The sequence below is a fragment of the Paenibacillus sp. B2(2019) genome, from assembly GCF_008370385.1.
GTDB lineage: Bacteria > Bacillota > Bacilli > Paenibacillales > Paenibacillaceae > Paenibacillus_AQ.
Map to the genome: position 1 here is coordinate 35,156 of NZ_VTZR01000002.1, position 25,146 is coordinate 60,301.

General features: G+C 46.2%; 22 protein-coding genes. 21 read left to right on the plus strand and 1 reads right to left on the minus strand.

The genetic code is table 11. The features are described 5' to 3' along the window. The first annotated feature begins 168 nt into the window (after positions 1-168). Together PAENI_RS00450 and nspC are read left to right on the plus strand one after the other, a co-directional pair. On the plus strand, positions 169-1,368 hold the full coding sequence (locus PAENI_RS00450; protein ID WP_149643890.1) for a saccharopine dehydrogenase family protein: 1,200 nt from the start codon (positions 169-171) through the stop codon (positions 1,366-1,368). A gap of 9 nt (positions 1,369-1,377) precedes the next feature. Beyond that, a complete protein-coding gene (gene nspC, locus PAENI_RS00455) occupies positions 1,378-2,514 on the plus strand; it encodes a carboxynorspermidine decarboxylase (protein WP_149643891.1) in 1,137 nt (378 codons plus the stop codon). Between the two features lie 46 nt (positions 2,515-2,560). On the opposite strand, the gene PAENI_RS00460 is transcribed toward nspC, so the two are convergent. Further along, on the minus strand, positions 2,561-4,084 hold the full coding sequence (locus PAENI_RS00460) for a stalk domain-containing protein (protein ID WP_188114444.1): 1,524 nt from the start codon (positions 4,082-4,084) through the stop codon (positions 2,561-2,563). Between the two features lie 296 nt (positions 4,085-4,380). Between PAENI_RS00460 and PAENI_RS00465 the strand changes: the two genes are divergently transcribed. The 19 genes from PAENI_RS00465 (at position 4,381) to PAENI_RS00555 (ending at position 25,135) form a co-directional block, all read left to right on the plus strand. Beyond that, a complete protein-coding gene (locus PAENI_RS00465; protein ID WP_042186703.1) occupies positions 4,381-5,004 on the plus strand; it encodes a deoxynucleoside kinase in 624 nt (207 codons plus the stop codon). Continuing rightward, on the plus strand, positions 5,001-5,654 hold the full coding sequence (locus PAENI_RS00470; protein WP_042186705.1) for a deoxynucleoside kinase: 654 nt from the start codon (positions 5,001-5,003) through the stop codon (positions 5,652-5,654). Before PAENI_RS00465 ends, PAENI_RS00470 begins: the two co-directional genes overlap by 4 nt. 332 nt (positions 5,655-5,986) lie before the next feature. Then, positions 5,987-7,171: a collagen-like protein gene (locus PAENI_RS32910; RefSeq protein ID WP_316502756.1), complete on the plus strand. Its 1,185-nt coding sequence runs from the start codon at positions 5,987-5,989 to the stop codon at positions 7,169-7,171. 254 nt (positions 7,172-7,425) lie between these two features. Next, positions 7,426-8,835 carry an extracellular solute-binding protein gene (locus PAENI_RS00480; protein ID WP_076298587.1) on the plus strand — a complete coding sequence of 470 codons (1,410 nt, stop codon included), beginning with the start codon at positions 7,426-7,428 and terminating at the stop codon, positions 8,833-8,835. A 568-nt stretch (positions 8,836-9,403) separates the two neighbouring features. Then, the gene (locus PAENI_RS00485) at positions 9,404-11,062 is read left to right on the plus strand and encodes an extracellular solute-binding protein (protein ID WP_149643894.1); all 1,659 of its coding nucleotides are present in this window, start codon (positions 9,404-9,406) and stop codon (positions 11,060-11,062) included. Positions 11,063-11,171: 109 nt separating this feature from the next. Then, positions 11,172-12,137, plus strand: a complete 966-nt coding sequence (locus PAENI_RS00490) for an ABC transporter permease (RefSeq protein ID WP_149643895.1) — start codon at positions 11,172-11,174, stop codon at positions 12,135-12,137. 78 nt (positions 12,138-12,215) lie between these two features. Then, positions 12,216-13,094: a carbohydrate ABC transporter permease gene (locus PAENI_RS00495; protein ID WP_042126182.1), complete on the plus strand. Its 879-nt coding sequence runs from the start codon at positions 12,216-12,218 to the stop codon at positions 13,092-13,094. Between the two features lie 64 nt (positions 13,095-13,158). Beyond that, positions 13,159-14,223, plus strand: a complete 1,065-nt coding sequence (locus tag PAENI_RS00500) for a zinc-dependent alcohol dehydrogenase (protein ID WP_149643896.1) — start codon at positions 13,159-13,161, stop codon at positions 14,221-14,223. Beyond that, entirely contained in the window at positions 14,220-16,088 is a 1,869-nt protein-coding gene (locus tag PAENI_RS00505; protein ID WP_149643897.1) for a WD40 repeat domain-containing protein, read from the plus strand. The genes PAENI_RS00500 and PAENI_RS00505 overlap by 4 nt, the downstream gene beginning before the upstream one ends. 31 nt (positions 16,089-16,119) lie before the next feature. Further along, positions 16,120-17,187, plus strand: coding sequence for a glycosyltransferase family 4 protein (locus tag PAENI_RS00510; RefSeq protein ID WP_149643898.1), 1,068 nt, complete (start codon positions 16,120-16,122; stop codon positions 17,185-17,187). 47 nt (positions 17,188-17,234) lie between these two features. Next, positions 17,235-18,140: a Gfo/Idh/MocA family protein gene (locus PAENI_RS00515; RefSeq protein ID WP_149643899.1), complete on the plus strand. Its 906-nt coding sequence runs from the start codon at positions 17,235-17,237 to the stop codon at positions 18,138-18,140. 32 nt (positions 18,141-18,172) lie between these two features. Next, positions 18,173-19,171 (plus strand): Gfo/Idh/MocA family protein, encoded by a 999-nt coding sequence (locus PAENI_RS00520; RefSeq protein ID WP_262495463.1) that lies wholly within the window; start codon positions 18,173-18,175, stop codon positions 19,169-19,171. After that, entirely contained in the window at positions 19,171-20,175 is a 1,005-nt protein-coding gene (locus PAENI_RS00525) for a Gfo/Idh/MocA family protein (protein WP_149643900.1), read from the plus strand. Before PAENI_RS00520 ends, PAENI_RS00525 begins: the two co-directional genes overlap by 1 nt. Before the next feature lie 42 nt (positions 20,176-20,217). After that, complete coding sequence (locus PAENI_RS00530; protein WP_223178886.1) at positions 20,218-20,874, plus strand: RraA family protein; 657 nt, start codon at positions 20,218-20,220, stop codon at positions 20,872-20,874. Between the two features lie 24 nt (positions 20,875-20,898). Next, positions 20,899-21,660, plus strand: coding sequence for an SDR family NAD(P)-dependent oxidoreductase (locus tag PAENI_RS00535; protein WP_149643901.1), 762 nt, complete (start codon positions 20,899-20,901; stop codon positions 21,658-21,660). Between the two features lie 21 nt (positions 21,661-21,681). After that, on the plus strand, positions 21,682-22,575 hold the full coding sequence (locus PAENI_RS00540; RefSeq protein WP_149643902.1) for an SMP-30/gluconolactonase/LRE family protein: 894 nt from the start codon (positions 21,682-21,684) through the stop codon (positions 22,573-22,575). A 17-nt stretch (positions 22,576-22,592) separates the two neighbouring features. Then, on the plus strand, positions 22,593-23,363 hold the full coding sequence (locus PAENI_RS00545; protein WP_149643903.1) for an SDR family NAD(P)-dependent oxidoreductase: 771 nt from the start codon (positions 22,593-22,595) through the stop codon (positions 23,361-23,363). A gap of 20 nt (positions 23,364-23,383) precedes the next feature. After that, positions 23,384-24,283 (plus strand): fumarylacetoacetate hydrolase family protein, encoded by a 900-nt coding sequence (locus PAENI_RS00550; RefSeq protein WP_149643904.1) that lies wholly within the window; start codon positions 23,384-23,386, stop codon positions 24,281-24,283. Positions 24,284-24,295: 12 nt separating this feature from the next. Then, entirely contained in the window at positions 24,296-25,135 is an 840-nt protein-coding gene (locus PAENI_RS00555) for an amidohydrolase family protein (protein ID WP_149643905.1), read from the plus strand. The last annotated feature ends 11 nt before the right edge of the window (positions 25,136-25,146 follow it).

Here is a 25,146-nt window from a genome sequence, read left to right on the forward strand (position 1 = left end):
ATAGGTGGATGATCGAGGAAATATGAGCATTCAAGAGTATTAACAAGAATCCTTGAAGATTTTACACAATAAACATCATTTTTTGTCGGTTTTTATTGATTTATTCAAAAATATTATGTATAATCAGCCTTGTTGATTTTGCAAATGGAATTTTAGGAGGTTTTTATTTTGGGAAAAGCGTTAATTATTGGCGCTGGCGGTGTTTCCAGTGTTGTTGTTCACAAATGCTGCCAGAACCCGGATGTATTTGAAGAGATCTGCATAGCTAGCAGAACTGTCGCGAAATGTGACGCTCTGAAAGATAAATTAGCCGGAGGCCGCACGAAGATTTCTACTGCTCAGGTCGATGCAGATAATACGGACGAAGTCATTGAACTGATCAAGAGCTTTGAGCCGGATGTCGTTATTAATGTCGCTCTCCCATATCAGGACCTGACAATCATGGATGCGTGCCTGGCAACAGGAGTGCACTATGTGGATACTGCCAATTATGAACCACAAGATACAGCGAAATTTGAATACTCTTGGCAGTGGGCTTACAAAGAAAGATTCGAAAAAGCAGGCCTTACCGCGTTGCTTGGTAGTGGATTTGATCCAGGTGTAACGGGCGTGTTCACAGCTTACGCTCAAAAGCACTATTTTGATGAGATTCATACCATTGATATTGTAGACGCCAATGCTGGTGATCACGGATATCCATTTGCAACAAACTTTAATCCTGAAATCAATATTCGTGAAATTACAGCCAATGGCCGCTATTTCGAGAATGGCGAGTGGATTGAAACTGCACCGCTTTCCGAGAAAAAAGTATACGATCTTCCGGAAATTGGACCAAAAGATATTTATCTTTTGTATCATGAAGAATTAGAGTCTTTGGCCGTTAACATCAAGGGTGTAAAGAAGATCCGTTTCTGGATGACCTTCTCGCAGAATTACCTGACTCACTTGAAAGTGCTTGAGAATGTGGGCATGACTTCTATCGAGCCTATCATATATGAAGGAAAAGAGATCGTTCCTCTGCAATTCTTGAAGGCGATTTTACCGGACCCAGCTTCTTTGGGACCAAGAACAAAAGGCAAAACGAACATTGGATGTATCATCCAAGGAACTAAAGACGGAAAGCCAAAAACTTATTATGTATACAATGTTTGCGATCATGAAGAGTGCTATGCAGAGGTTGGCTCCCAAGCCATTTCCTACACTACAGGCGTTCCTGCAATGATCGGAGCGATGTTAATTATAAAAGGTATCTGGAAGAAGCCGGGCGTATTCAACGTCGAAGAGTTCGATCCAGATCCATTCATGGAAGCTTTAAATAAACATGGTCTGCCTTGGCAAGAAGATTTCTCGCCAACGCTGTTAGACTAAGGCGCGATAATGGATATAGATATCAGCGCGGTCCCGTCACCATGTTACCTTGTAGATGAAAGATTGCTTACACGTAATCTTGAGATTATGAATTCTGTACAGGAACGCACTGGAGCAAAGATTTTGCTCGCGCAAAAAGGCTTCTCCATGCATTCCTTGTATCCGTTAGTTGGGAAGTACTTGCATGGTGTAACCTCAAGCTCCTTGTTCGAAGCCAGACTTGGCTATGAAAAGATGGGCAAAGAGGTTCATGTGTACGCACCAGCTTATATAGATAGTGAGTTTGATGAGCTCCTTGGATACTCCGATCACATTGTGTTCAATTCTTTTGACCAGTGGAATCGATTCAAGGATCGCGTTAAGAATGCACCTAAGCACATCAGCTGCGGCATTCGAGTGAATCCGGAATATTCCGAGATCGAAGTTCCGCTGTATGATCCGTGCTACAATTATTCCAGAATGGGAGTCACACTCCCTAACTTCAGACCTGAAGAGCTTGAGGGCATTGATGGACTACACTTCCATACAATGTGCGAACAGAATTCGGATACACTTGAGCGTACGCTCAAGGTAGTCGAAGAGAAGTTCGGACCTTATCTCAAAGGAATGAAATGGCTTAATTTCGGTGGCGGTCATCATATTACACGCCCTGATTATGATCTGGAGACCCTGGTCAAGTGTATTCTACACATGAAAGAGACTTACGGTGTGGAAATCTATCTGGAGCCGGGAGAGGCAGTAGCTCTCAATACCGGATATCTGGTAGCTACCGTTCTCGATGTGATGCATAACGGAATGGACATTGCGATTCTCGATACCTCAGCAGAGTGCCACATGCCGGACGTACTGGCTATGCCATACCGTCCGAACATTATCGATGCTGGACAACCTGGTGAACATCCTTATACGTACAGATTAGGTGGAATGACTTGCCTAGCGGGAGACGTTATCGGAGATTATTCCTTCAAGGAGCCTTTGAAATACGGCGACAGACTCGTATTCCTTGATATGGCCCATTATTCCATGGTGAAGAACCATATGTTTAACGGTGTGAATCTGCCTTCTATTGTTAGTTACAATGAAGAAGAGGGAATCAAAGTGATCAAACAGTTCGCTTTCGAAGATTTCAGCGAACGTTTATCTTAATAGTAAAAAGGTGTCCCGTGATGGGACACCTTTTTTTGATTACTCCTTATTGCATCGTGATGGCGATGCGCTCCTCCTGTGGGAGCCACTCAACATTTGCTCCGAGTTGCTCACTTATAAAGCGAAGTGGCAGATACATCGAACCGTTTACGATGAAAGGGAGTGTAGGAAGATTCACGGATTTATTGTTCACCATTGTCGCTCCAGTTACACCGTTAATACTGATGGCAAGAGCCGGTTTATCTGTAGCGGTTCGTGTGATCATAATTTGTTTATCTATTGTTTTCGCTGCTGTAATGTTCTCTTTATAGGTAATTGTGGCTCCTAATTTTTCGAACAGCGATCGAAGCGGGACGAAATTTTGTCCGTTTCGAGTAATAACTCCATTTGAGAGTGGGATAGATTCTCCGTTTAAGGAGATCGAAATAGGCTTTTGCACTGGAACGGGCCCGGCATGGCTGAATTCATAGTCGCCATAGCCCAGCTGTGCGTCCTTATTGACGCCCCAGCCCCAGAGTGAGCCGTCTTTCTTTTGCATGATGATATGTCGTCCGCCTTTCTTTAGGCTACTTACTTCTTTTTCGAGAAGTGTAAATTTTGAATCTACGGGCATCATTTCGTTTTCAATAGAAGTTTGATAGACGTTTCCTTCCCCGGTTAATGCAACAATAGAGCGCTCTACGATGTAAGCATCAACTACATTCTTGATCCCTTTTAGAAGAATCGGTGGTTGTTCATGATAGGTTGTTCCGTCTGAAGAACCTGTAATGGTAGCGCCCCAGAACCATAATTGAGAGGCCCCATCAATGGCTAATAGGCTGTTCTGATTTCCTTTTAAACTTTTAATATTACTGATTCCCTTGAGAGGGGTCGCAGATAGATCTATTGGAGCTCCCTGGTTCTTGTAATAATCTTGGACTGGCCAACTCCATATGGAGCCGTCCTTCTTAAGTGCAAGATTGTTTTTGATTTGAATAATATCCGTTAAATTCTGGATGGTTTCGAAGCTTTCGAAGTCATCGCGTGTAGTAGAAACAGTTCCATCTTTCTTTAAGAACACGTAACGTGTCCAGCTCTTATGAAGATCAGACTCATAGTAACCACCCACAGCAGCCACGTTATCGACGCCGGAAATCGGTGTGAACGCGGAGGTAGTGAGTCCATCGGATGAAAGCGGGGCGCTTAGAATCGTCCCGTCTCCTTTAAGGGCTATCGTTCTATTTCCCGTCATGAACATATCGACCAGATTGTCTAGCTCTTGAACGGGGGTCACTTTAACAGCTTCAGAGTATGCCGATGTTCTCCATTGCCAGACCGAAAGGTCTTTCTTCATTACATATTGGGAACCAAAGTATGCTTGTACCTCATTCAGGTCATGGATTTGCGTAGGGACGGAACGATTACCGCCCCATACCCAGAAGGAACCATCTGTTTTGGTCAGATAATCCGCGCCATACGAAGTGAGGTTGGTAGTCGTGGTTGTGTTCTCTGCAGCTGCAGCTGCGCTTACGTTACAGGCGAGGCTTAATACTAGAAGAGCACTAACCATGCTGATCCATTTTTTTTTCATAGGAATACCTCTCTTTTTCTTATTAGATAAATTTGATATGTTCACGATACAATCCATTATCTTACATTTAGACGCTAGAACTACTGGAAAAGTTTCTTCATATTTACCCACTCACAAGAAAGGTCTCATGTGATACAATAATTTAGTCTGTTTTAAATAAAGAAAGTATAAGTTTCACACTATACTTTATCCTTATATTTCTCGCTTAAACACTTACCGTCCTTATAAAGACGCCGAAGGCGTTTATGCTTGATTAGCTATTGAAAGGTTCGTATCTGAGGAGGAAGTCAGCGTCAATGAGACATGCACCGTTTATTGCAGTGGAAGGCCCAATCGGGGCTGGAAAAACAACATTAGCGTCTATGCTAGCAGAGGAGTTAAATTTACCGATCATTAAAGAGATTGTCGATGAGAATCCGTTTCTAGCTAAATTTTATGAGAACATGGACGATTGGAGCTTTCAACTGGAGATGTTTTTTCTCTGTAATCGGTATAAACAGCTTGAAGATACCGTTACACAATACATAGATAAAGGGATCCCGGTCATTTCGGATTACCATATTTATAAGAACCTGATCTTTGGAGAACGAACGCTGAATGGAACGAAACGTGAAAAGTATCGGCAAATTTATCATGTGCTTACGGATGACCTGCCAAAGCCAAATATTATCCTCTATATTAAGGCTAATTTAGATACGTTATTAACCAGAATTGAAAAACGTGGGCGGCCCTTTGAAGAGGGGATGGATACTGCGTATTTGGAGCAATTAATTAAAGATTATGATGACGCGATGGCCGCTCTTGCCATTCAGGAGCCTTCGACCGTTATTATTACCATTGATGGAAATGCAGTCGATTTCGTGGAGAATCCAGAACACTTCACTGAAATTGTCTCTTATATAAAGGAGCTAATGAAATGAATTCATATCATATCCCGGAAAATGCCATAATTACCGTGGCTGGAACTGTCGGGGTGGGGAAATCCACTTTAACAGGCGCCTTGGCCAAAAGACTTAATTTTCAAACCTCGCTAGAGCAGGTCGATCACAATCCTTATCTCGAAAAGTTCTATCATGATTTTGAGAGATGGAGCTTTCACTTGCAAATCTATTTTCTTGCCGAACGTTTCAAAGAGCAGAAGAAGATGTTCGAACTCGGCGGTGGTTTTGTTCAGGACCGTTCCATCTATGAAGATACCGGTATTTTTGCGAAAATGCATGCAGATCAAGGTACGATGTCCAAAACAGACTATGAAACCTACACCAGCCTGTATGAAGCTATGGTTATGACGCCATACTTCCCGCATCCTGATGTGCTGATTTATATTGAAGGCAGCCTGCCTTCCATCCTGACCCGAATTAATGAACGCGGCCGTGAGATGGAAATTCAAACGGATGTTTCCTACTGGGAGCATATGCATGGCAGATATTCGAAATGGATCAACGAGTTTACAGCTTGCCCAGTGCTTCGTTTGAACATTGATGATTATGATGTGAATGATGAGACTTCGATGTCTGATATTCTTGTGAAGGTGGGCAATGCGATTCGTAAGCCTGCTGATAAAATATAATAATTAATGGTTAGAAGCCCCCAGGATTTGGGGGCTGTTTTTTATGAAATCAGAAAGTGAATAAACGATATAAACTGAGTTTGAGGGATGATTTGTAAAAATAAAAAAAGACCCAAATCATAGATATGGGTCTAATAGGGAAATGTCAGTTGTCCTAGTAATAAAATACGAAAAGCAATCCAAATTGGTGTGGACATTGTGGTATGCTCAAGGGCGGCACCCTATAATTATAGCCCTTTTTTCTGGATATAGATTCCAGTCTAGTGAAAACTAGTTATTGGTCCATGACTAAAATTAATAAGATGCGTACACTGAACTATCTTTATAGGGAGGTGTACGTATTGAGTTGTCCAGACGATAAAAAGTGTCATAAGAAAAAAATCGCCACTGTATTTCCTTCGAAAAGAAAAAGAAAAGAACATCGTCGAAAAGTTATTAAGAAGATTGTACAAGTCACATGTCCTCCGCCCGAAGTAAATGTTACCACTCCAACAGTCGTTGGTGCTACAGGACCTCAAGGAGCACAAGGAATCCAAGGAGTACAAGGGGCCCAAGGAGTGCCAGGCCCCCAAGGAGCACGAGGAATCCAAGGAGCAGAAGGACCTCAAGGTCCCGCCGGTGGACCCCCAGGACCCCAAGGACCGCAAGGTCAACCTGGGCCAGCGGGAGCAATGGGTCCACAGGGTGTAGCGGGACCCGTTGGTCCTCAAGGTGAGCAAGGAGTACCGGGTACACAAGGACTCGTAGGTCCTCAGGGGCCGCAAGGTTTACCTGGTCCTGCTGGAGCAATAGGACCACAAGGTTTTGTAGGTGCAACCGGAGCGCCGGGAGCAGCCGGAGCGCCGGGGGCAGCAGGAGCAACCGGAGCGGCAGGAGCAACTGGGGCACCAGGAGCAGCAGGAGCAACCGGAGCACCAGGGGTCGCGGGAGCAACCGGAGCACCAGGAGTGGCCGGAGCAACCGGGGCACCAGGAGTGGCCGGAGCAACCGGGGCACCAGGAGCGGCCGGAGCAGCAGGAGCAACCGGAGCAACCGGGGCACCAGGAGTGGCCGGAGCAGCCGGAGCAACCGGAGCGACCGGAGCAGCAGGAGGAGTATTAGGTTTTGCTGATTTTTTTGCCCTGATGCCCCCCGATAATGCAGCAACTGTAGCACCGGGCACAGACGTGAGTTTTCCTCAAGATGGCCCTACCAGCGGGACGACGATTGCACGAACGGGTCCTAGTTCTTTTAACTTAGCAGCAATAGGGACTTATCAGGTATTATTTCAGGTTAGTGTAACCGAAGCAGGCCAACTCATCTTGACTCTTAATGGCGCAGATCTCGCCTATACGGTAGTTGGACGTGCGACAGGTACATCAGAAATCGTAGAAATGGCAATAGTGCAAACAACGGTCATTAACACCATACTGACCGTTCGGAATCCTGCTGGTAATTCCACTGCACTTACTATTACTCCTCTCGCTGGAGGAACAAGATCTGTTTCAGCACATCTCGTTATTACACAATTAGCATAGCGAAATCTCTTACGTATAGATAATTTGGAAGTTTGCCACCTCTAATCAGGTGGCTTTTCTAATTATTGAATTAAAGGGAGGGTGCACACGAAGTTCCTGCCCTTCACCCATGGCATCTCTCGGCTGAAGCGGGGGGGCTATTTACTTAACTTAAATTGTGGGAAAATTCGGAATTTCCATTTGACTTCAATTCAGAGTTGACGCAAAATAAGAGGGAGATGATGTAAATTTGAATTTTTCGGGGAGAATTGTACATGAATAATAAATCAGGTCGTCATTCCTTCCGAGAGCGACTGGATCATATGGTGGGTAAGATTCGTACGGATATCCTAAGTGGAGTGCTACAGCCAGGTGCTTATCTGCCAGCAGAGAGTATGCTAGCTAAGCAATTTGAGTTAAGCAATAAATCGGTCAGAAGAGGGCTGGATGTGTTAGTCCAAGAAGGCCTTATCGTCAAAATCGACCGTGTCGGAAGCAAGGTTATGGAGTCCGTGCAGGAGAGAATCCGTATTCATTTTGGCTGCAGTGCCTCGCTGTCCAAGGACTTTTTGCTGGATGATCTAATTGGTGAATTTCATCGACTGCATCCCGGTATTCATATTCTTCCGCTGGCGCTGAATGATTTTGACCATGTGAATTCTGCCGTAGAGATGATCAATAATGGGATGCTTGATGCCGTATCTCTGAATAGCACGCAATTTCAGGAAATGGCTGAAAATGGCTCGGCTGAGCTACTGGAATCGCTTGATCCTGATCCTGAATTATATCCAATCGCGACAGAAGCTTTCTATCATGAAGAACAGTTGTATGCTTACCCGATTTCCTTCTCCCCCGTGGTGCTGTGCTACAACAAGGCCCATTTTCGGGAAGCGGATCTTCCTGAGCCGGATAGCTATTGGACCTGGGATGACTTGATTGAGGCGGCTCGTCAGTTGGCAGAGAAACGTGGACGCCATGCCATTTATTTTGTGCCTGCTTCCGAGAACCGTTATTCTGTATTCCTGCTGCAGAGCGGGATTCAAACCGTGGCAGATGGGACCGAGCACCGTACACTTAGTCCGGAGACGGCAAATAGTCTCAGTGTATATAGTAGGCTCGTGAACAACCATCAGATTTTCCCTAAATATCTTGCTGGCAATCATGAAGATGAGACGATTTCTTTGTTTGTCCAAGAACAAGTTTCTATGATTCTGACGACCTTTTTTAATTTAAATGAATTCAAGGCGTTAACGCTGGATTATGATCTTGCTCCGTTACCTAGGCTGAAAACAAAAGATCCACAGAAGACATTACTGGTCACAATCGGAGCGGCTGTGGTCGGAAATTCGAGACAAAAGGAAGCGGCTCGTCAATTCGTTAACTTCCTTGCTTCCGTAGAAGCACAGAAAATTATTCGGGAACGCACAGTAAGTATTCCAGCTCGAAAGCGGATCGCTGAGATGAGCACGGCGGATCATTTGAATCGTCCTTCGAGATATCTGATGTACAGAGAGTTATTCCCAACCTTCTCCTACCTTAAAGATTTAGGACTTCCCATAGCCGTTCTAAAAAGCTTTCGTAAATTGTTGAACGCTTATTGGTCAAAGATGATTGATGAGGAAACGCTTCATGAGGAATTGAGTCTCTTAATCTCGGAACAGGATGCTGCCGATCAAAAGGTTTAAAAGGTGTTTTTCTGCGAAGGCTGTTCTCTTTAGAATATCAGTAAAGCGTGATAATGGTGCTGGTAGGCCATTATTACGCATTTTTTTAAATAAAAGCAAGCAGAAGTTGTATATTGTGCCTAATCTGTATGAGATCAGAGATGGTTTATTTAAAGCAGTTAAATACGAGTGAATTTGTAAGCGTTTTCTATTAAATTTGAGGGATTTCAACATTTTGCGACAGGTACATGTTATATAAGATCACACTTATTAGAGATATTTCTTATTATTATATTGACATCATGTAGGCTGGAAAATATAATAAAATACATCAGATGTATATCAGATTAGCGAAATAAGAGATCTGATACTCTGGAATGTAAATCAAAAAGAAGTCAAAACAGATGTTTTCGTCTAATTAAAGTAGAAAAAAGGCAGTTGAAAGGAGGATATCCCCTATAAAAGGTAATTTTCAGAGTGATGACTCATTTAAAAATTTATTAATGTATCGTTGATTCCTTCTGATTGATGTTAGTGAATATATCATAATGATTATCTTATTTTTTAGTTATTAATAGGGGGTTGAATTATGAATGTTGCTAAAAGGAAGTTAGTTCTGCTGCTGCCCGTCCTGTTGTCATTAGTTACACTCGTATCTGCTTGCGGCGGTTCGGATACTAAGACAGGCAATACCGCAGATCCTACTGCGGAAGTTCAGAAGGCTACGCAAGCTCCCGCTAAGGAAGGTAAAACAGTAGGTGGTCTGCAGCTCCCGATTGTTTCAGATAAGCTTGAACTGTCACTTTGGTCACCCAGCGGCGGCAATTTCAGAGGAACTAATTTTAATGAGAAATTATCCTTTCAGCAAATGGAAGAGAACACTAACATTCATATTGACTTTCAGCATAGTACGGAAGCCAGTGCGGAAGCCTTTAGCCTATTGATGTCATCTGGTAAGCTGCCGGACATTATCTACAATGATCTATGGGGCACGGATTCCGGAAAATATGGTACACAAGGCGCGTTGCTTCCTCTGGAAGATTTAATTGAGAAAAACGCGCCAAACTTCAAGAAAATCCTCGACGACAACCCGGATATCCGGGGACAAATTACTTCGCCTGAAGGCCACATTTTTTACCTGCCTAATCTCGTTCTTGATTCACAGGATCTCACTCAAATGTTCCCGCAAGTACGGAAAGACTGGATCGATAAGCTGGGTCTGTCTATGCCGGAAACTACCGAAGATTGGTATAACATGCTCAAGGCTTTTAGGGAGCAGGATGCCAACGGAAACGGCAAGAAGGATGAAATTCCACTAGTCACAGTCAACTTGGAAAATATCATGATGTTATTCGCGCCTGCCTTTGGCGTCGATTACGGATTCTTCGTGGATAATGGCCAAGTAAAATATGGCCCGAATGATCCTAAATTCAAGGATGTCGTAACCTATCTGCACCGTCTTTACGATGAACAATTGCTTGACCCGAACTATCTGGTAGATACCACATTCCAGACGCTGACTGAGAAGGTGACTACCGATGTGGCAGGGGCATGGTTTGGTTGGTCTGGCTCCTACATGGGGAACTTTACTACCCTAATGGAGGGCAAACATCCAACCTTCAAAATTGCACCAGCCATTCCACCTAAAGGACCGAACGGTGATCAACGTCATGTCTCCTTCCGCTGGCAGGCAGCAGCACACGGATTAGCGGTTTCCTCGCGGACGGAACATCCTGAGGAAGTGATGAAATGGCTGGATTATCAATACTCAGAAGAAGGCATTCTGCTGAACAACTTTGGGGTTGAAGGCAAGTCATATGATCTGGTAAACGGAGAACCGATTTATAAGAAAGAAGTAACTCATCCGACCAATGGCCTCACGAATACGCAAGAACTGCTGAACCATACGATCGGGGGCGGAAGCTGGGCTACGGTAGCGGATACCAGATATGCTGAACAAATCCGAGAAGCTAACGGGCAAACGGAGAATCCGCTCGAGTTATATAGTGACTATATCGATTTTGATAGCAAGTTGCCTCCAGTCCAATTCACAACAGAGGAAAACGATGTAGTTGTTCCTTTGATGGCCGATATTCAGACCTATGTAGCCGAAACAATCAATGCCATGATCATGGGGCGCCAAAAGATTGAGGACTATGACAAAGTAATGAAGCAACTTGAGAAGATGGGAATTAACGATGTGTTAAAAGAGTATCAGGTTGCATACGAGCGATTTAAAGGGAAATGATTCAGCTTGTGAGGAGGTTGTCGTGGGTCGAGCGGTTCGGAGAGTGCTTTGTGACCGCTCGCCACATGACAGCTATGACTAACGCCAGTGTCCGGGAGAGGAGAACTATATGGCTGTACCTGTAAAAGTCTCTAAAGTTGAAAGCAGGAAGCTTCCGGTCAAGAGGAGTCCGATTCCCTGGAAGCGGATAGCCTCCAATCGCTATCTTTATCTCATGCTCCTTCCTACGGTTTTGTATTTTCTGATTTTTGAATACAAGCCGATGTATGGGGCGATCATTGCCTTTAAGAATTTCAACCCCTACTTGGGGATCACGGATAGTCCTTGGGTGGGCTTCAAGAATTTCGAGAAGTTTTTCGAAAGCTATTATTTTCTCAGACTGCTTAAAAATACCTTCTTAATGAGTTTCTACTCACTCATCTTCATTTTTCCTGCTTCACTTGCTTTTGCACTGCTGCTCAATGAGCTGCGGCTCAAGAAGCTGAAGTCCTTTCTGCAGACCGTGTCTTATTTGCCGCATTTTATTTCGCTGATCGTTATCTGCGGGATGATTATTGATTTCACCAAGCCCGGAGGCATTATTAACAGCCTGTTGCTTGGCATCGGTCTGATCTCGGAGCCTATTCAGTTCCTGATTCTGCCGGAATGGTTTCGAACGATCTATGTGGGTTCTGGTATGTGGCAGAGCCTGGGCTGGAACTCAATTATCTACTTAGCAGCGTTATCTGGCATCAATCCGAGCCTGTACGAGGCTGCAGTTGTAGATGGTGCAGGACGATGGAAGCAGCTAACGAATATAACGCTGCCTGGGATTTTGCCTACGGTGTTAATCCTCTTGATTCTGAATGTGGGTACCCTGCTGAATGTGGGCTGGGACAAAATTATATTGCTTTACAATCCTGGAACGTACGTCACTGCGGATGTTATTTCAACATTTGTTTATAGACGAGGTGTGATGGAGGCGAATTACAGTTTTTCTGCCGCGGTAGGATTATTCAATTCCATAATTAACTTCACATTACTCGTTCTAGCCAACCGTATCAGCCGGAAAACAACTGAAAGCAGCCTATGGTGAGCATAAGCTTCCGATACGAGTTTTGTACGAAGTAAATTCAATGAAGCATTGCATACAAAACTTTTAGGAGGGTAGACAATGGTTGTGAAACGCAGTATGGGTGAAATCATTTTCGACAGCTGCAATGTGCTGTTTCTGATCTTGTGTTCTTTCCTGTTCCTGTACCCGATGTGGTACGTGCTGGTCTCCTCATTCAGCGATGCTCATGCTATTGCTGCGGGGAAGGTAAGCTTCTTTCCAATCGGCTTTAATCTGGATGCTTACAAGCTGGTATTTGAGGATACGCGGGTATGGACGGCTTACGGAAATACTTTCTTTTATGTCATTGTCGGTACGTTAATTAATCTGGTACTAACTACACTTGGTGCTTATCCTCTGTCCAGAAAGAATCTGGAGGGGAGAAATGTCATTATGGCTTTCATTGTGTTCACGATGTTTTTCAGTGGTGGTCTAATTCCTGCGTATCTGAATGTCCGTGAGCTTGGCTTATATGATACACGGTGGGCGCTGCTGTTGCCTGGTGCGGTTAGTGCCTTCAATTTGATAGTGATGCGGACCTTTTTTCAGTCTATCCCTGATAGTTTGATAGAGTCTGCCAAGATAGACGGCGCCCACGATTTCAGAATTTTACTGCGGATCGTGCTTCCGCTCTCCATGCCGGTTCTGGCGGTGATGACCCTCTTCTATGCGGTAGGCCACTGGAACAGTTGGTTCTCGGCCATGATTTATTTACAGGATCGGAATTTGTTCCCGCTTCAATTGATATTGAGGGAAATCCTGATTCAATCCTCTGCGCAAAATATGCTGGCCGGCGTTACCCAAGATGAGGTGTTTCGTATTAGTGAATCTATTAAATTCGCTACGATTATCATTGCTACCGTTCCCATTCTAATGATCTATCCATTTTTGCAGAAATATTTTGTAAAAGGCGTAATGATCGGTGCGTTGAAGGAGTAACAGCCATAGAGAAGATGCTGCATGTGACGGAATCGTTTCTGAAGCAGTCGGGAGGAGAAGACATATGAAAGCGGTAATATCTCAGGAAGGACAGATTCGCATGTCGGATGTTCTAACACCAGTCATTGAAGATGGATTTGTACTAGTCCAGACTGAATATTCGGCGATTAGCCCCGGAACGGAAATAATGATGAATGGCCTGCACCGTACGCAACAAATTGTACTTGGATACAGTGCAGCGGGTGTAATCCGAACACGTGGGAAAGGAATGGAACACTGGCCAGAGGGTCTTCGTGTAGCTTGTTACGGCGGACCTTATGCAAAGCATGCAGAATGGCTGCTAATGCCTCAGCATCTGATGGTGCCCATTCCTGACCATGTTAGTTCGGAGGAAGCATCAACAGTAGGACTTGGAGCCATTGCAGTACATGCAGTAAGGCAGGTTGCACCGCAGTTTGGGGAGACACTTGTGCTGATCGGTGCCGGAATTCTTGGGCAGTTGATTGCTCAGATTGCTAAGGCGGCAGGATGCCGAGTGATCGTCTATGATTTGCTTACAGAGCGCTGTGAGATGGCTGAGCGCCTTGGAATTAGACATATTGCTACTAGCCCGGAGAAGGTTAAGGAACATCTTGCTAACCTGACGGAGGGCATGGGAGCAGATGCAGTCATTGTATGCGCCGGCGGTAAAACCGGAGACCTTATTGATCAAGCGCTAGAGTGGGTACGGGATCGCGGCAAGGTACTGTTGGTTGGAGATGTTAAGCCTGATTTCTCTCGTGATCTGATGTTCGGTAAGGAAGCCCAAGTGCTGATTTCTAGAGCCGGAGGTCCTGGACGATATGATCCTATCTATGAGCGGAAGGGGATCGACTATCCTTACGGCTACGTGCGATGGACGGAAGGTCGTAATATGGCTGAATATATTCGGTTAATCTCTGAAGGGGACATTCAGGTGAAGCCGTTGATTAGCGCGATATTCCCGGTCGAACGCTGTGAAGAAGCCTTTCGGCGTTATGCAGAGGACCCCGTGGATCTGTTGGGAGCGGTCTTAGCTTATCCTGCAGCAGTCTCTGAATGTGAAACGAAGGTGAAGGAACAGCTGACGAAAGAAGGCGGGAGCAGATGAAGGCGCTGCGGATCGGTGAACCACTGAACGGTCTGGCGGTTTGGGCCTCAGCTTATGGAACATGGCAAGGGGCAGACCGGATCTACGCTGTTTCTTCCGGAAGTCCTTGTATCTTATTTGTTCTAGACCCGAGCGGTGAACAAGCGGTGGAACGTTATGCGCTGGAAGGCTCGGATCATTGCTGGGGTGTAGTTTTAACAACCGGCGGAGTGTATATCGGGGGAAGTGGCATTTTGTACAGGTACACTTATGAGAATGGTGTAGAGAACCTTGGTGAGATGATTCCCGGTGAATTCTATACGTGGCGGTTGGCAGCAGATACGCAAGGCAGGATCTATGGGGGATGTTATCCTGGGGGGAAAGTGTTCCAGTATGACCCAGCGACAGGAGTGTTTAGGGATTACGGTGTTATGGTAGCTGGAGAACAGTATGCACGTTCTATGGAAGCGTGGAACGGTAAGCTCTATGTGGGAGTTGGTACACAAACCCCGCATATTGTTGTACTGGATACGGAGACGGGAGAACGCTCGGAAATCAGGCTACCGGATGAATGTAAAGGCGAGCAACTGGTTTATGACTTGAACATCGTTCAGGGTAAGCTTTTTGCTCGAATTACACCGTCTGCACGGTTGTATATTTATGATCTGGAACTGCAGGAGTGGGGAGACACTGTGGATCATGTGAGTGGACTTAGTGTTTCGCCGCCGGATGAGCTGGGAAATGTGTATTTCATTAAAGATGACTATTTGCAGCGTTATGATGTCCGGACTGGAAGCCTGTTCGTTACTTCGCTAGCTATGCCGGAGCCTGCAGGTGATTATGGCTGGCTGAATAACCATGCTCTAAATCGGAAAGAGCGCTGCTTAACGGGTGTATACAGGGACGGGAGTTGCTGGATTTACGATCCGGCGACGGATCGGTATACGGTCAAGGACTTCGGTCTGCAAGGTCAATCGGTCCATTTGCAGTCTATGACCTATGGACCTGATGATGCTCTCTACATCGGAGGGTATTTCGCAGGTGGGCTGTCCAGATTCGATAAGGCAGCCGACGAGATCATTTCATATCGGGGCATTGGTCAGACGGAAGGTATGCTTGCTGGGAGCGATTGTCTTTATCTAGGTGTATATCCGCGAGCGAATATTTTCAAATATGACCCGAATGAAGATTGGAAGCCGGGAGAGAATCCAGAGCTGCTATTTTCCTTACAGGAAGAGGAGCAGGACCGCCCTTTTGCTTGGGCTTGGGCAGGAGAAGAGCTGGCAATTGGAACGGTTCCTTCCTATGGTCGGCATGGAGGAGCGTTGACACTGTACAATCCTGCTAGCGGTGCACGTGAGGTGTTCAGAAATCTTTTGCCGCAGCAGAGTGTGGTGTCCTTGACCTGTAGAGATCAGCTGTTGTTTGCTGGAGGGTCCGTCTGGGGTGGACTTGGGATTGCTCCTCAGCGTGCGGATGCCTCTCTAATGATTTGGGATCTAGAGAAGCGCTGCAAAGTATGGGAAGGTGTAGCGGTGCAAGGGGAAAGGGCTATTTCTGCTTTGGTTCTAGATGATGCAGGGTATCTTTGGGGTTTGACGGCAGGTAAGTTATTTTGGTTCGATCCACAGCTTAAGCTTACTGTAAAGACTTACTCTTTGTTCTCCATGGACTGGAATGTTGTGACTCATTTTTGGCGTAGCGGCAATGAATTGCTCTACAAGGAAGGCATGTTGTACGGCGTGTCGATGAATCGCTTGTTCAAGTTTAATATGCGGAATGAGGAGCTTGAGGTGTTGGATGACGATGCGCGGCTGCTGGCAATGGACCGTGAGGGTGATCTATTTTTTGCAAGAACTACAGCATTGTATCGGATGCACAAGTAAGGTCTGCACTATCCTTGGCGAAGGGTGAGGGATGATGAGAATCTTATATTTTTATAAATTCTGTATTCTAGGTGGGGTAACCACTCAACTTGCAAATAGACTTAAATTTTTGCGGCACCACTCGGAAGTGCATTTTGCTTTTTTGGAAGATTACGGCGGGGCAAGCGCTTTTGATGGATACGAGCATGTCCGAATTCTGGGGACGGTTGAAGAGATTAAGAGCTACATGGAAGTCTATGATTTCGATGTCATTATTACTATTGATACTTACGAGCTGTATGAAGCGCTTGGGCCTGTACAAGAGGGGAAGGTTATTATTCATGAGGTACATACCACCTATTCCGAACCCCTGCAGAAGTTGGCCGCAACGAAAGATAGTTTGCCTTTTCACTATGTGATCACTCCCTCCGCTTACATGAAGGATTATTTGGACGGTATCGGCATAGCGGGTGCTTATCATATTAATAATTGCCTGGATACCGATTTGTTCCGATATGAAGCGGGTATTGAGCAGGAGCCTGCCACTATTTTGTGGGTGGGTAAACTGGATGATCACAAGAACTGGTCGTCCTATTTGAACATTGCTGGAAAGCTGAATGCCAAGATGCCAGAGCTGCAATTTATGCTTGTTGGGGGATATACTGCTCCCGACGAGATCAAGAAACAGCTGATGGTAAAGGTAGAACAGCAGGGGATTAAGCATTTCAAGTGGATTCCCAAAGTGGATTACGATGAGATGCATCGCTATTATTCATCGGTTGCGCAGAATGGTGGGTTATATATTAGTACCACGACCAATGAATCTTTTGGGATGACCGTACTGGAGGCGATGGCCTGCAGGTGTCCGGTAGTGGTTCCGAGTGTAGGGGCGTTGCTGGAATTATTGGATGGTCCGTTAAGTGTTTCCCTATACGAATCAGGCAATGAAGAGGAGTGTGTGGACAGATTGAGCGCACTGCTGGAGCAGAATAGTCTGAGGGAAGGTTTGAAGTCATTGGGAGAACAGAAAGCTAGAACTGCTTACAGCATCGAACAAGTGGGAAAAGAATACATGGAACTACTTGAACGTTTCAGGGAAGAACGTTTAATTCTTAAATAAGTGGATCACTCCATGGGGCTGTCAACCGAATAAGAGGTGTTGTTGAAATGGAAGAGCTGCAGATCGGTATGGTAGGAATGGACACTTCACATAGCAGGATTTTCGCGGCGCTGCTAAATGATGAATCTCATCCGCTATATATTCCGGGTGGCAGGTTACACTGCGGTTATCCGGGGGGTTCTCTTGATTTCGAGCTAAGCTATTCACGTGTGAGACCGATTAGCAGTGAATTGCAGGAGCGCTATGGGGTTGAATTGCTCGATTCTATAGAAGAAGTTGCGGAGAGATCCCATGCGATTCTATTGACTTCTGTAGATGGGAGAGTGCACAAGGAACAATTTGCGGTGCTGGCTCCTTACGGAAAGCCAGTATTCATTGACAAGCCGTTAGCGGTTTCTTCTGAAGATGCGAAGGTGATTGTGGAATTGGCGGAGAGGTATGGAACGCCATTTTTCTCCAGCTCTATGCTACGTTTCGGTGGACCGCTGGTAGCCCTCTTAGAGGATGAAAGTGCAGGTGCTATTCTAGGTGCGGATTGCACTGGACCACTCGATCTTCAGCCGACACAACCGGGGTTATTCTGGTATGGTATACACGCTGCTGAGATGTTATATGCTGCTCTTGGAGAAGGTTGCCATTGCGTACGTGCCGTCAGTAACGATGCGCAAGAATGGGTAGTCGGCCAGTGGAAGGACGGGCGAATCGGGACGATCCGCGGAAACCGTACAGGCGGCTCTGATTTCTATATCGTATTGCACCGTCAACGGGGGAGTAACGGAATTAACGCGCTCGGAGCAAATTACAACGCAGGACATCAGCAATTACTGAAGAAATTTATAGCTATGGCGCGAGGGGACTGTCCACCAGTACGATCTTCCCTAACACTAGAGTTGATTCGCTTCATCGAAGCGGCCAACGAAAGTCGGGTAAGCGGTGCTGATGTTCGTCTGTAAAGGAAAGCACAATCTGAAAGGAGTGTAGTGTATTGATTAGGACAGCAGTGATTGGATGCGGTGGCATGGGGACTGTTCATGCGGATCGCTACAAGTCCATGCCCGAAACTGAGCTTGTAGCCGTATGTGACATCGTTGAAAAAGCCGCTGAGGTGCTAGGAAATTTAGTGGGCGTTAGCTATTTTACATCTGTACAAGAAATGCTCGAGCAGGTAAAGCCAGAGGTGGTCAGTATTGCTGTGCCGACCTATTTGCATGTAGAACTGGTACGGATTGCGGCTGACCATGGTGCGCATGTGATCTGTGAGAAGCCGCTCGCACTCACTTCGCAGGAAGCGGAAGAAGCAATTCGTTACTGCAACGAGCGCGGTGTACGTTTGTTTGTAGGCCATGTCGTTCGTTTCTTTCCTTCTTACAGACAGCTTGCGGAGGGAATAACGCAGCTTGGCAGTGTTCAAGGCGGAATATACCATGCTAAACGGGCGGGTTCACATCCCGGAAACGTGCAAGCGTGGTTTCGGGATCCATTTCTTAGCGGTGGCGTCATTATGGATTTAATGATTCACGACATTGACTACATTCGTGGGGCTTTTGGTGAAGCCCGTGAAGTATATGCGTTCCAGCACCAGTCGGAAGACATAAATTATGCTTCAGCCACTTTCCGGTTCAAGAATGGAACCATTGCACAGCTTGAAGCATTTTGGGGGTATCCAGGGCCGTTCCACTCCTCTTTTGAATATGCGGATGCGGAAGGAATCATCTCAGGCGGGACCGGGGATGGCGAAAGTCTGCATATTCGCAAGTCGATAACGACGGGCTCTACATCGGGATTTGTGGAGACGCCTTCGAGTGTGCTGCTGAAGGATTCGTATTATTTGGAACTGGAGCATTTTCTAAGCTGTCTAACAAGTGGGGAAGAGCCGATAGTCACTGCGCAGGATGCGCTGGAAGCTGTACGCTGGGCTGAAGCCGCTCAGCAATCGGCAATGACCCATCAACCGGTGAAGCTTGAAGTGAAGGGGGATATTTAATGAGCCGTTTGAATATTGGCATGATCAGTTTCGCGCATGCGCATGCTTTTGACTATTTGGCAAGTTTACTGCACATGTCTGAAGTGACGGTCAGTGGAATTGCTGATGAGGTGCCAGAGCGCACACAGGCGCTCGCAGAACGTCATTCGATTCCCTATTATGCTAACTACAAGGAACTTCTGGAAGATGCGAATATAGATGCCGTAATTATTTGCTCGGAAAATGTCTATCATGCTGAGCTAACCATCGCTTCAGCCCGAGCGGGCAAGCATGTACTGTGCGAGAAGCCGCTAGGTCTGTCAGTGGAAGAAATGCAACGCATGATTTCGGTATGCTCTGAAGAAGGAGTACAGCTCATGACAGCCTTTCCTTGCCGCTTCCTCACTCCGGTTGTGCGGGCTAAGGAATCAATAGATCGCGGCGATATTGGTGGAATTATTGCTTTTAAAGGAACTAACAGAGGTTCTTTTCCAGGACCTAAATGGTTCTCTGATGAAGCCCTATCGGGAGGCGGTGCTGTTCTAGATCATACTGTGCATGTGATGGATCTGATGAACTGGTTCTCCGGTTCTTCTGTAGAACAGGTGTATGCCTATGCGGATACCTTATTTGATTCAGAGCGCAAGCGGACGATCGATGATGCTGGAATGGTGCATGTAACTTTTGAGAATGGTGTGTTCGGAGTGCTGGATCCTAGCTGGTCACGCAATCCCGGCTTCCCCACATGGGGGGATGTGACCCTAGAAATCATTGGAACTAAAGGTGTTATCTCCATAGATGCTTTTAACCAAAAAAACAATGTATACGGAAGAGCATCTGGCAAAGGGAACTGGTCCTTCTGGGGAGATGACATGAATGAACTGATGCTGAAGGCTTTTGTACAGGCGCTTATAGAAGGGGTGGAGGTACCGATTTCGGGAATAGATGGGCTCCGATCCACTGAGGTTGCACTTACCGCTTATCAATCTGCTCATGCAGGCCAACCGGTGCGTTTAAATAAATGAGGATGCTGTAAGCACAAAACTTTGAGGAGGATGGAACCGCCTATGAAGGAACAGGAATTGTTCGATAGTATGTGTGAAAAGCTCTACTCTGCGGTAATCTCTGATACGTTGGATCAATTGGGCTATCGTAATCAGGTGATGCGTGAAAATATTAACCCGATAGATCCTACCTGGATCGTCGCCGGAAGAGCAAAGACCATTCTGTCTGTGGATATTCATCATTTGCCGGAAGATCCTTACACGAAGGAGATTGAGGCGGTGGACAGCGTTAAACCCGGCGAGATTGTTATCGGATGTACAAATGAGTCGAGGCAGAACGGACTGTGGGGAGAGTTATTGTCTACTGCCTCCAAAATGAGAGGTGGCCGCGGAGCGATAGTAGATGGATTAATCCGCGATACTGCCAAAATTCTAGAGCTTGGTTTTCCTGTCTTTGCTACCGGGACCAAACCTGTTGATTCTCAAGGGCGTGGAATTGTTATCGACTATGACATTCCGGTGCTATGCGGTGGCGTAATGGTCCATCCCGGAGATGTAATCTTTGGTGATCGTGATGGTATCGTTGTGATTCCGGGCGCCATCATCGATGAAGTGTTCCAATTAGCTATGGATAAGGTGACTCGCGAGAATCATACACGGGATGAACTGCTCGAAGGATATACCTTGCGGCAGGTCTACGATAAATATGGTGTGCTCTGAACAAGATCCGAGGGAGTGATATACATGAGGCTGGCTGGCAAAAGAGCGCTAATCACAGGTGCAGCAAGAGGAATTGGACTGGGAATCGCCCATCGATTTCTGGAAGAAGGCGCTCAGGTGGTGTTGCTGGACCGAAGTGAGGGTGAGCTTCTTATTGCACTTGAAACCTTGAAGGATTATGGTGAAAAAGCTGCAGTAGAGATATGTGATCTTCGCGATGTCTCACAGTTAGAACAATCTGTTGCCCAAGCCTTTGAAAGGTTCGGTGGGATAGATATTGTAGTGAACAATGCCGGAATCGCCTTTCGTGAACACTTTCTCGACATCTCGGTTGAGCATTGGAATGCAGTATTTGATATCAACGTAAGGGCGGTTTATTTAATAGGTCAGCTTGCAGCGAGACAAATGATTTCTCAGGGTGGCGGAGGCGCCATTATAAATATGAGTTCCAAAAATGGTCTATCAGCAAGCTCGGAGCTCGCGCATTACAATGCTTCTAAGGCTGCTGTTATACTACTAACCGAATCGATGGCAGTGGAGCTGGCGGCTTATGGGATCCGGGTAAACGCAGTAGCACCGGGATTTGTGGATACACCCCTCGACCGCAAGCTGCGCGAAGCTTCGAAGCTCCCGGCTTATTCGGAGCATACACCGATGAAGCGGGCGGCAACGATAAGGGAAGCTGCCAATGTATTTCTTTTTCTGGCTTCTGATGAAGCCTCCTATGTAACGGGAGAAACCATTCGTGTGGATGGTGGACATTTGGCTAATGGTAGTGAGCTGTAAATAGAAGAAGGAGTGAACGTTTTGGAAATTACAGAAATTCAGGCAGAATTGATGATTGATGCTCAGGCTGAGCTTGGTGAAGGGCCGCATTGGGATGCCGAATCCAAACAGTTGTACTGGGTGGATGTTACGAGAAGGAAGCTTAGAATATACAACCGGATCACGGGTAATGAAGTAGTCCGCTCCTTCGACCGGATGATCAGCGCAGTGATTCCAACCACTGCGGGAGGACTTGCATTGGCCATGGAGGATGGAGTCTATCTCTCTCAAGCTGAGAATTCTCCTGTCTTATTGACTCCGATAGAAGCAGAACTACCACTCAACCGATTAAATGATGCCAAATGCGATCGACAAGGCCGACTGTGGGTGGGAACGATAAGCTTGAACGATGATGCGCCGGATTCCGGAGGTTTCTACGTCGTGGAGCCTGATGGTTTCACACACCAATTGTTATCCGGCATCGGCTGCTCGAACGGAATGGCTTGGGACTATTCCCGGAGCAAGATGTATTACATTGATACGCCGACTAGGCAGGTGGATGTATTTGATTACGAGGAAAAGTCTGGAAGGATAAGTAACCGAAGATTAGCGTTCCGAATTCCTACAACAACTGGCTATCCGGACGGAATGACAATAGATAGTGAAGGCATGCTTTGGGTCGCCCACTGGGGCGGTGGCTGTGTATCACGATGGAACCCGGAGACGGGTGAGCAGCTTGGACTCATTCGAGTTCCAGCACCTCTAGTGACCTCATGTACTTTTGGAGGCGACGATCTAACGGAACTCTACATTACAACAGCAAGGATAGGGATGCACGAGAAAGAGTTACGTGATTATCCGTTTGCAGGCGGTTTGTTTATGGCTAAGCCCGGGGTGACTGGCTTGTTGCCGGGAAACTTTCAGGCTAGGGAGTAGGAAGAGGAGGCAAAGCGATGCGACTCAAAGATAAGATCATCATAATAACCGGAGCTGGCTCGGGAATTGGAAAAAGCACGGCTGCTTTATTCGCTTCAGAAGGAGCGACAGTAATCATTGCCGATGTCCAAGAGGATTCAGGAAAAGCCGCTGTCACTGAAATTGAGGCGACGGGTGGAAATGCGATGTTCATACCCTGTGATGTAACCGATGCTAGCAGTACTACCGCGATGGCTGATCAAGTCGTTAATACTTTTGAACGTATCGATGTGCTCTTTAATAATGCAGGAATCAGTGGCGTGGGTGCGGTACATGAGGTTTCCGAGGAAGTATGGGAGAGGGTCATGCGGGTTAATGTGACGGGTGTGTTCTTAACCTGCAAGGCTGTCCTCCCTTATATGATGAAGACCAAGAAGGGTTCTATCATTAATATGTCCTCTGGCATCGCCGAAATCGGAGTCGCAGAGCGAGCTTCCTACAGTGCTTCTAAGGGAGCTGTTCTATCTTTAACTAAAGCAATGCAGGTTGATTATGCACCTTACGGCATTCGTGTAAATGCGTTGCTACCAGGTACGATTATGACTCCGTTTGTAGAAGGTTATTTGAAGACTTCTCTGGATCCAGAGGCTTCGGTTGCGGCCATTAAGCGTAGACAGCTTAGCGGTGAGCTTGGCAAACCTGAGGATGTGGCACGAGCTGCACTATTTCTTGCTTCCGATGAGTCCGGGTTTGTAATGGGTTCGCCGCTATATGTGGATGGTGGCCTTGTCTTCGGAAAAAATGCATAAAGTGAAGGAGAGTGTTATAGATGAGGCTAGTTACCTTTTTGCAAAAAGAAGATGATCATATGGGCGTTCTAACCGACCATGGTGTGGTGGATATTGAGGCGGCACAGACTGCATTATCCACTCGGACTGAGGTTCCGATAACGGTTAAGCAATTGCTTGATGGTGGGGAGGATGCACTTAACCAACTGAGGATTTTTGTGAATGAGCTGCCTGAAGGAGAAGTGAATCCATCATGGCTGAAGCAGGAAGATGAATTAGCATTCGGTCCCTGTGTTACTGATCCTGGAAAAATCATCTGTATTGGCCTTAATTATCGCCGGCATGCGGAAGAGACTGGGATGGCCATTCCCGAATTTCCCATCCTGTTCAATAAATTTAACAATACACTAACTGGACATGGCTCAGAAGTTCCGCTTCCGAGGAACAGCCAGAAGGTGGACTACGAGGCAGAGCTTGGCATCGTCATCGGACGAACCGCGAAATATGTGACGGAGGAAGATGCACTGGATTATGTCTTCGGGTATTGTACGGCTAATGATTTGTCGGCGCGAGATTTACAGATGCGGACGAGTCAATGGCTAGCGGGAAAGTCTTGCGATAAATTTTCACCCATTGGGCCTTACTTAGTCACTGCGGATGAAGTAGGCGATCCCAATCAGCTCGATATTCAGTGCACGGTGAATGGTGAACTGCGTCAGAACTCCAACACTTCGGACATGATTTTTAATTGCAAGCAGATTGTCAGCTATGTATCCCAGTGTATGACGCTTTCGCCGGGGGATATTATCCTGACTGGAACACCAGAAGGCGTAGTGATGGGTTACCCTCCAGAGGATCAGGTCTATTTGCAAGCTGGTGATGTGGTCACGGTGCAGATTGAGAAGCTTGGTGCCATTACAAATACGATGGTTAGCGAATAGGAGGGAGTAGGGATGATCTTCGATTGTCATACCCATTTGTTTGGACCGGGAATGGTTTCAGGACCTACGGATGAGGCGATCAAACGGGCTTGGGGACCGGATATGAATATCGAAGCAACCCCTGAGCAACATCGTAGTAATTTGGAAGGATTCTTTGGTGCTATCGTATTGGCCATGGCAGCGAATGCAACGGGACTGGTTGTACCGAATGCTTATGTCGCAGATTACTGTCGCACGGATCCGGATCGATTATTCGGTTTTGCAAGTGTAGATCCCAATCATCTGGATTGTGTTGCTGAATTTGAGACTGCGATCCGTGAGATGGGATTAAAAGGGCTGAAGCTTGCGCCTATCTATCAGAATTTTTATCCTGATGATCCCAAACATTATGCTCTCTATGCCAAAGCAGAACAGCTAGAAGTACCTATTCTATGGCATCAAGGAACCTCTTTTGTACCGGAGGGTTATCTGGATGCATCAAGGCCGGCGATGCTGGACCCGATAGCCCGTGCTTTTCCGAAGCTGAAGATGATTGTAGCGCATATGGGTCATCCCTGGATTGATGAATGTATTTCATTGGTGCGCAAGCATCCTAATCTGTATATGGATGTTTCTGCTTTAGGAAGTAGACCTTGGCAATTTTACAATGCACTGGTGTCTGCGATGGAATATGGGGTTCAAGATAAAATATTGTTTGGGTCGGATTATCCGTTCTTTGGGACACAGAAGATGCTGGATGCTCTGTACCATATCAATGATCTGGCGGAGGGAACGAAGCTGCCACAAATACCGCAAAAATATATTGAGGACATAATACATCGTCTAACACCGGAGATTCTTGGTTTTATCTAAAACATTTATGC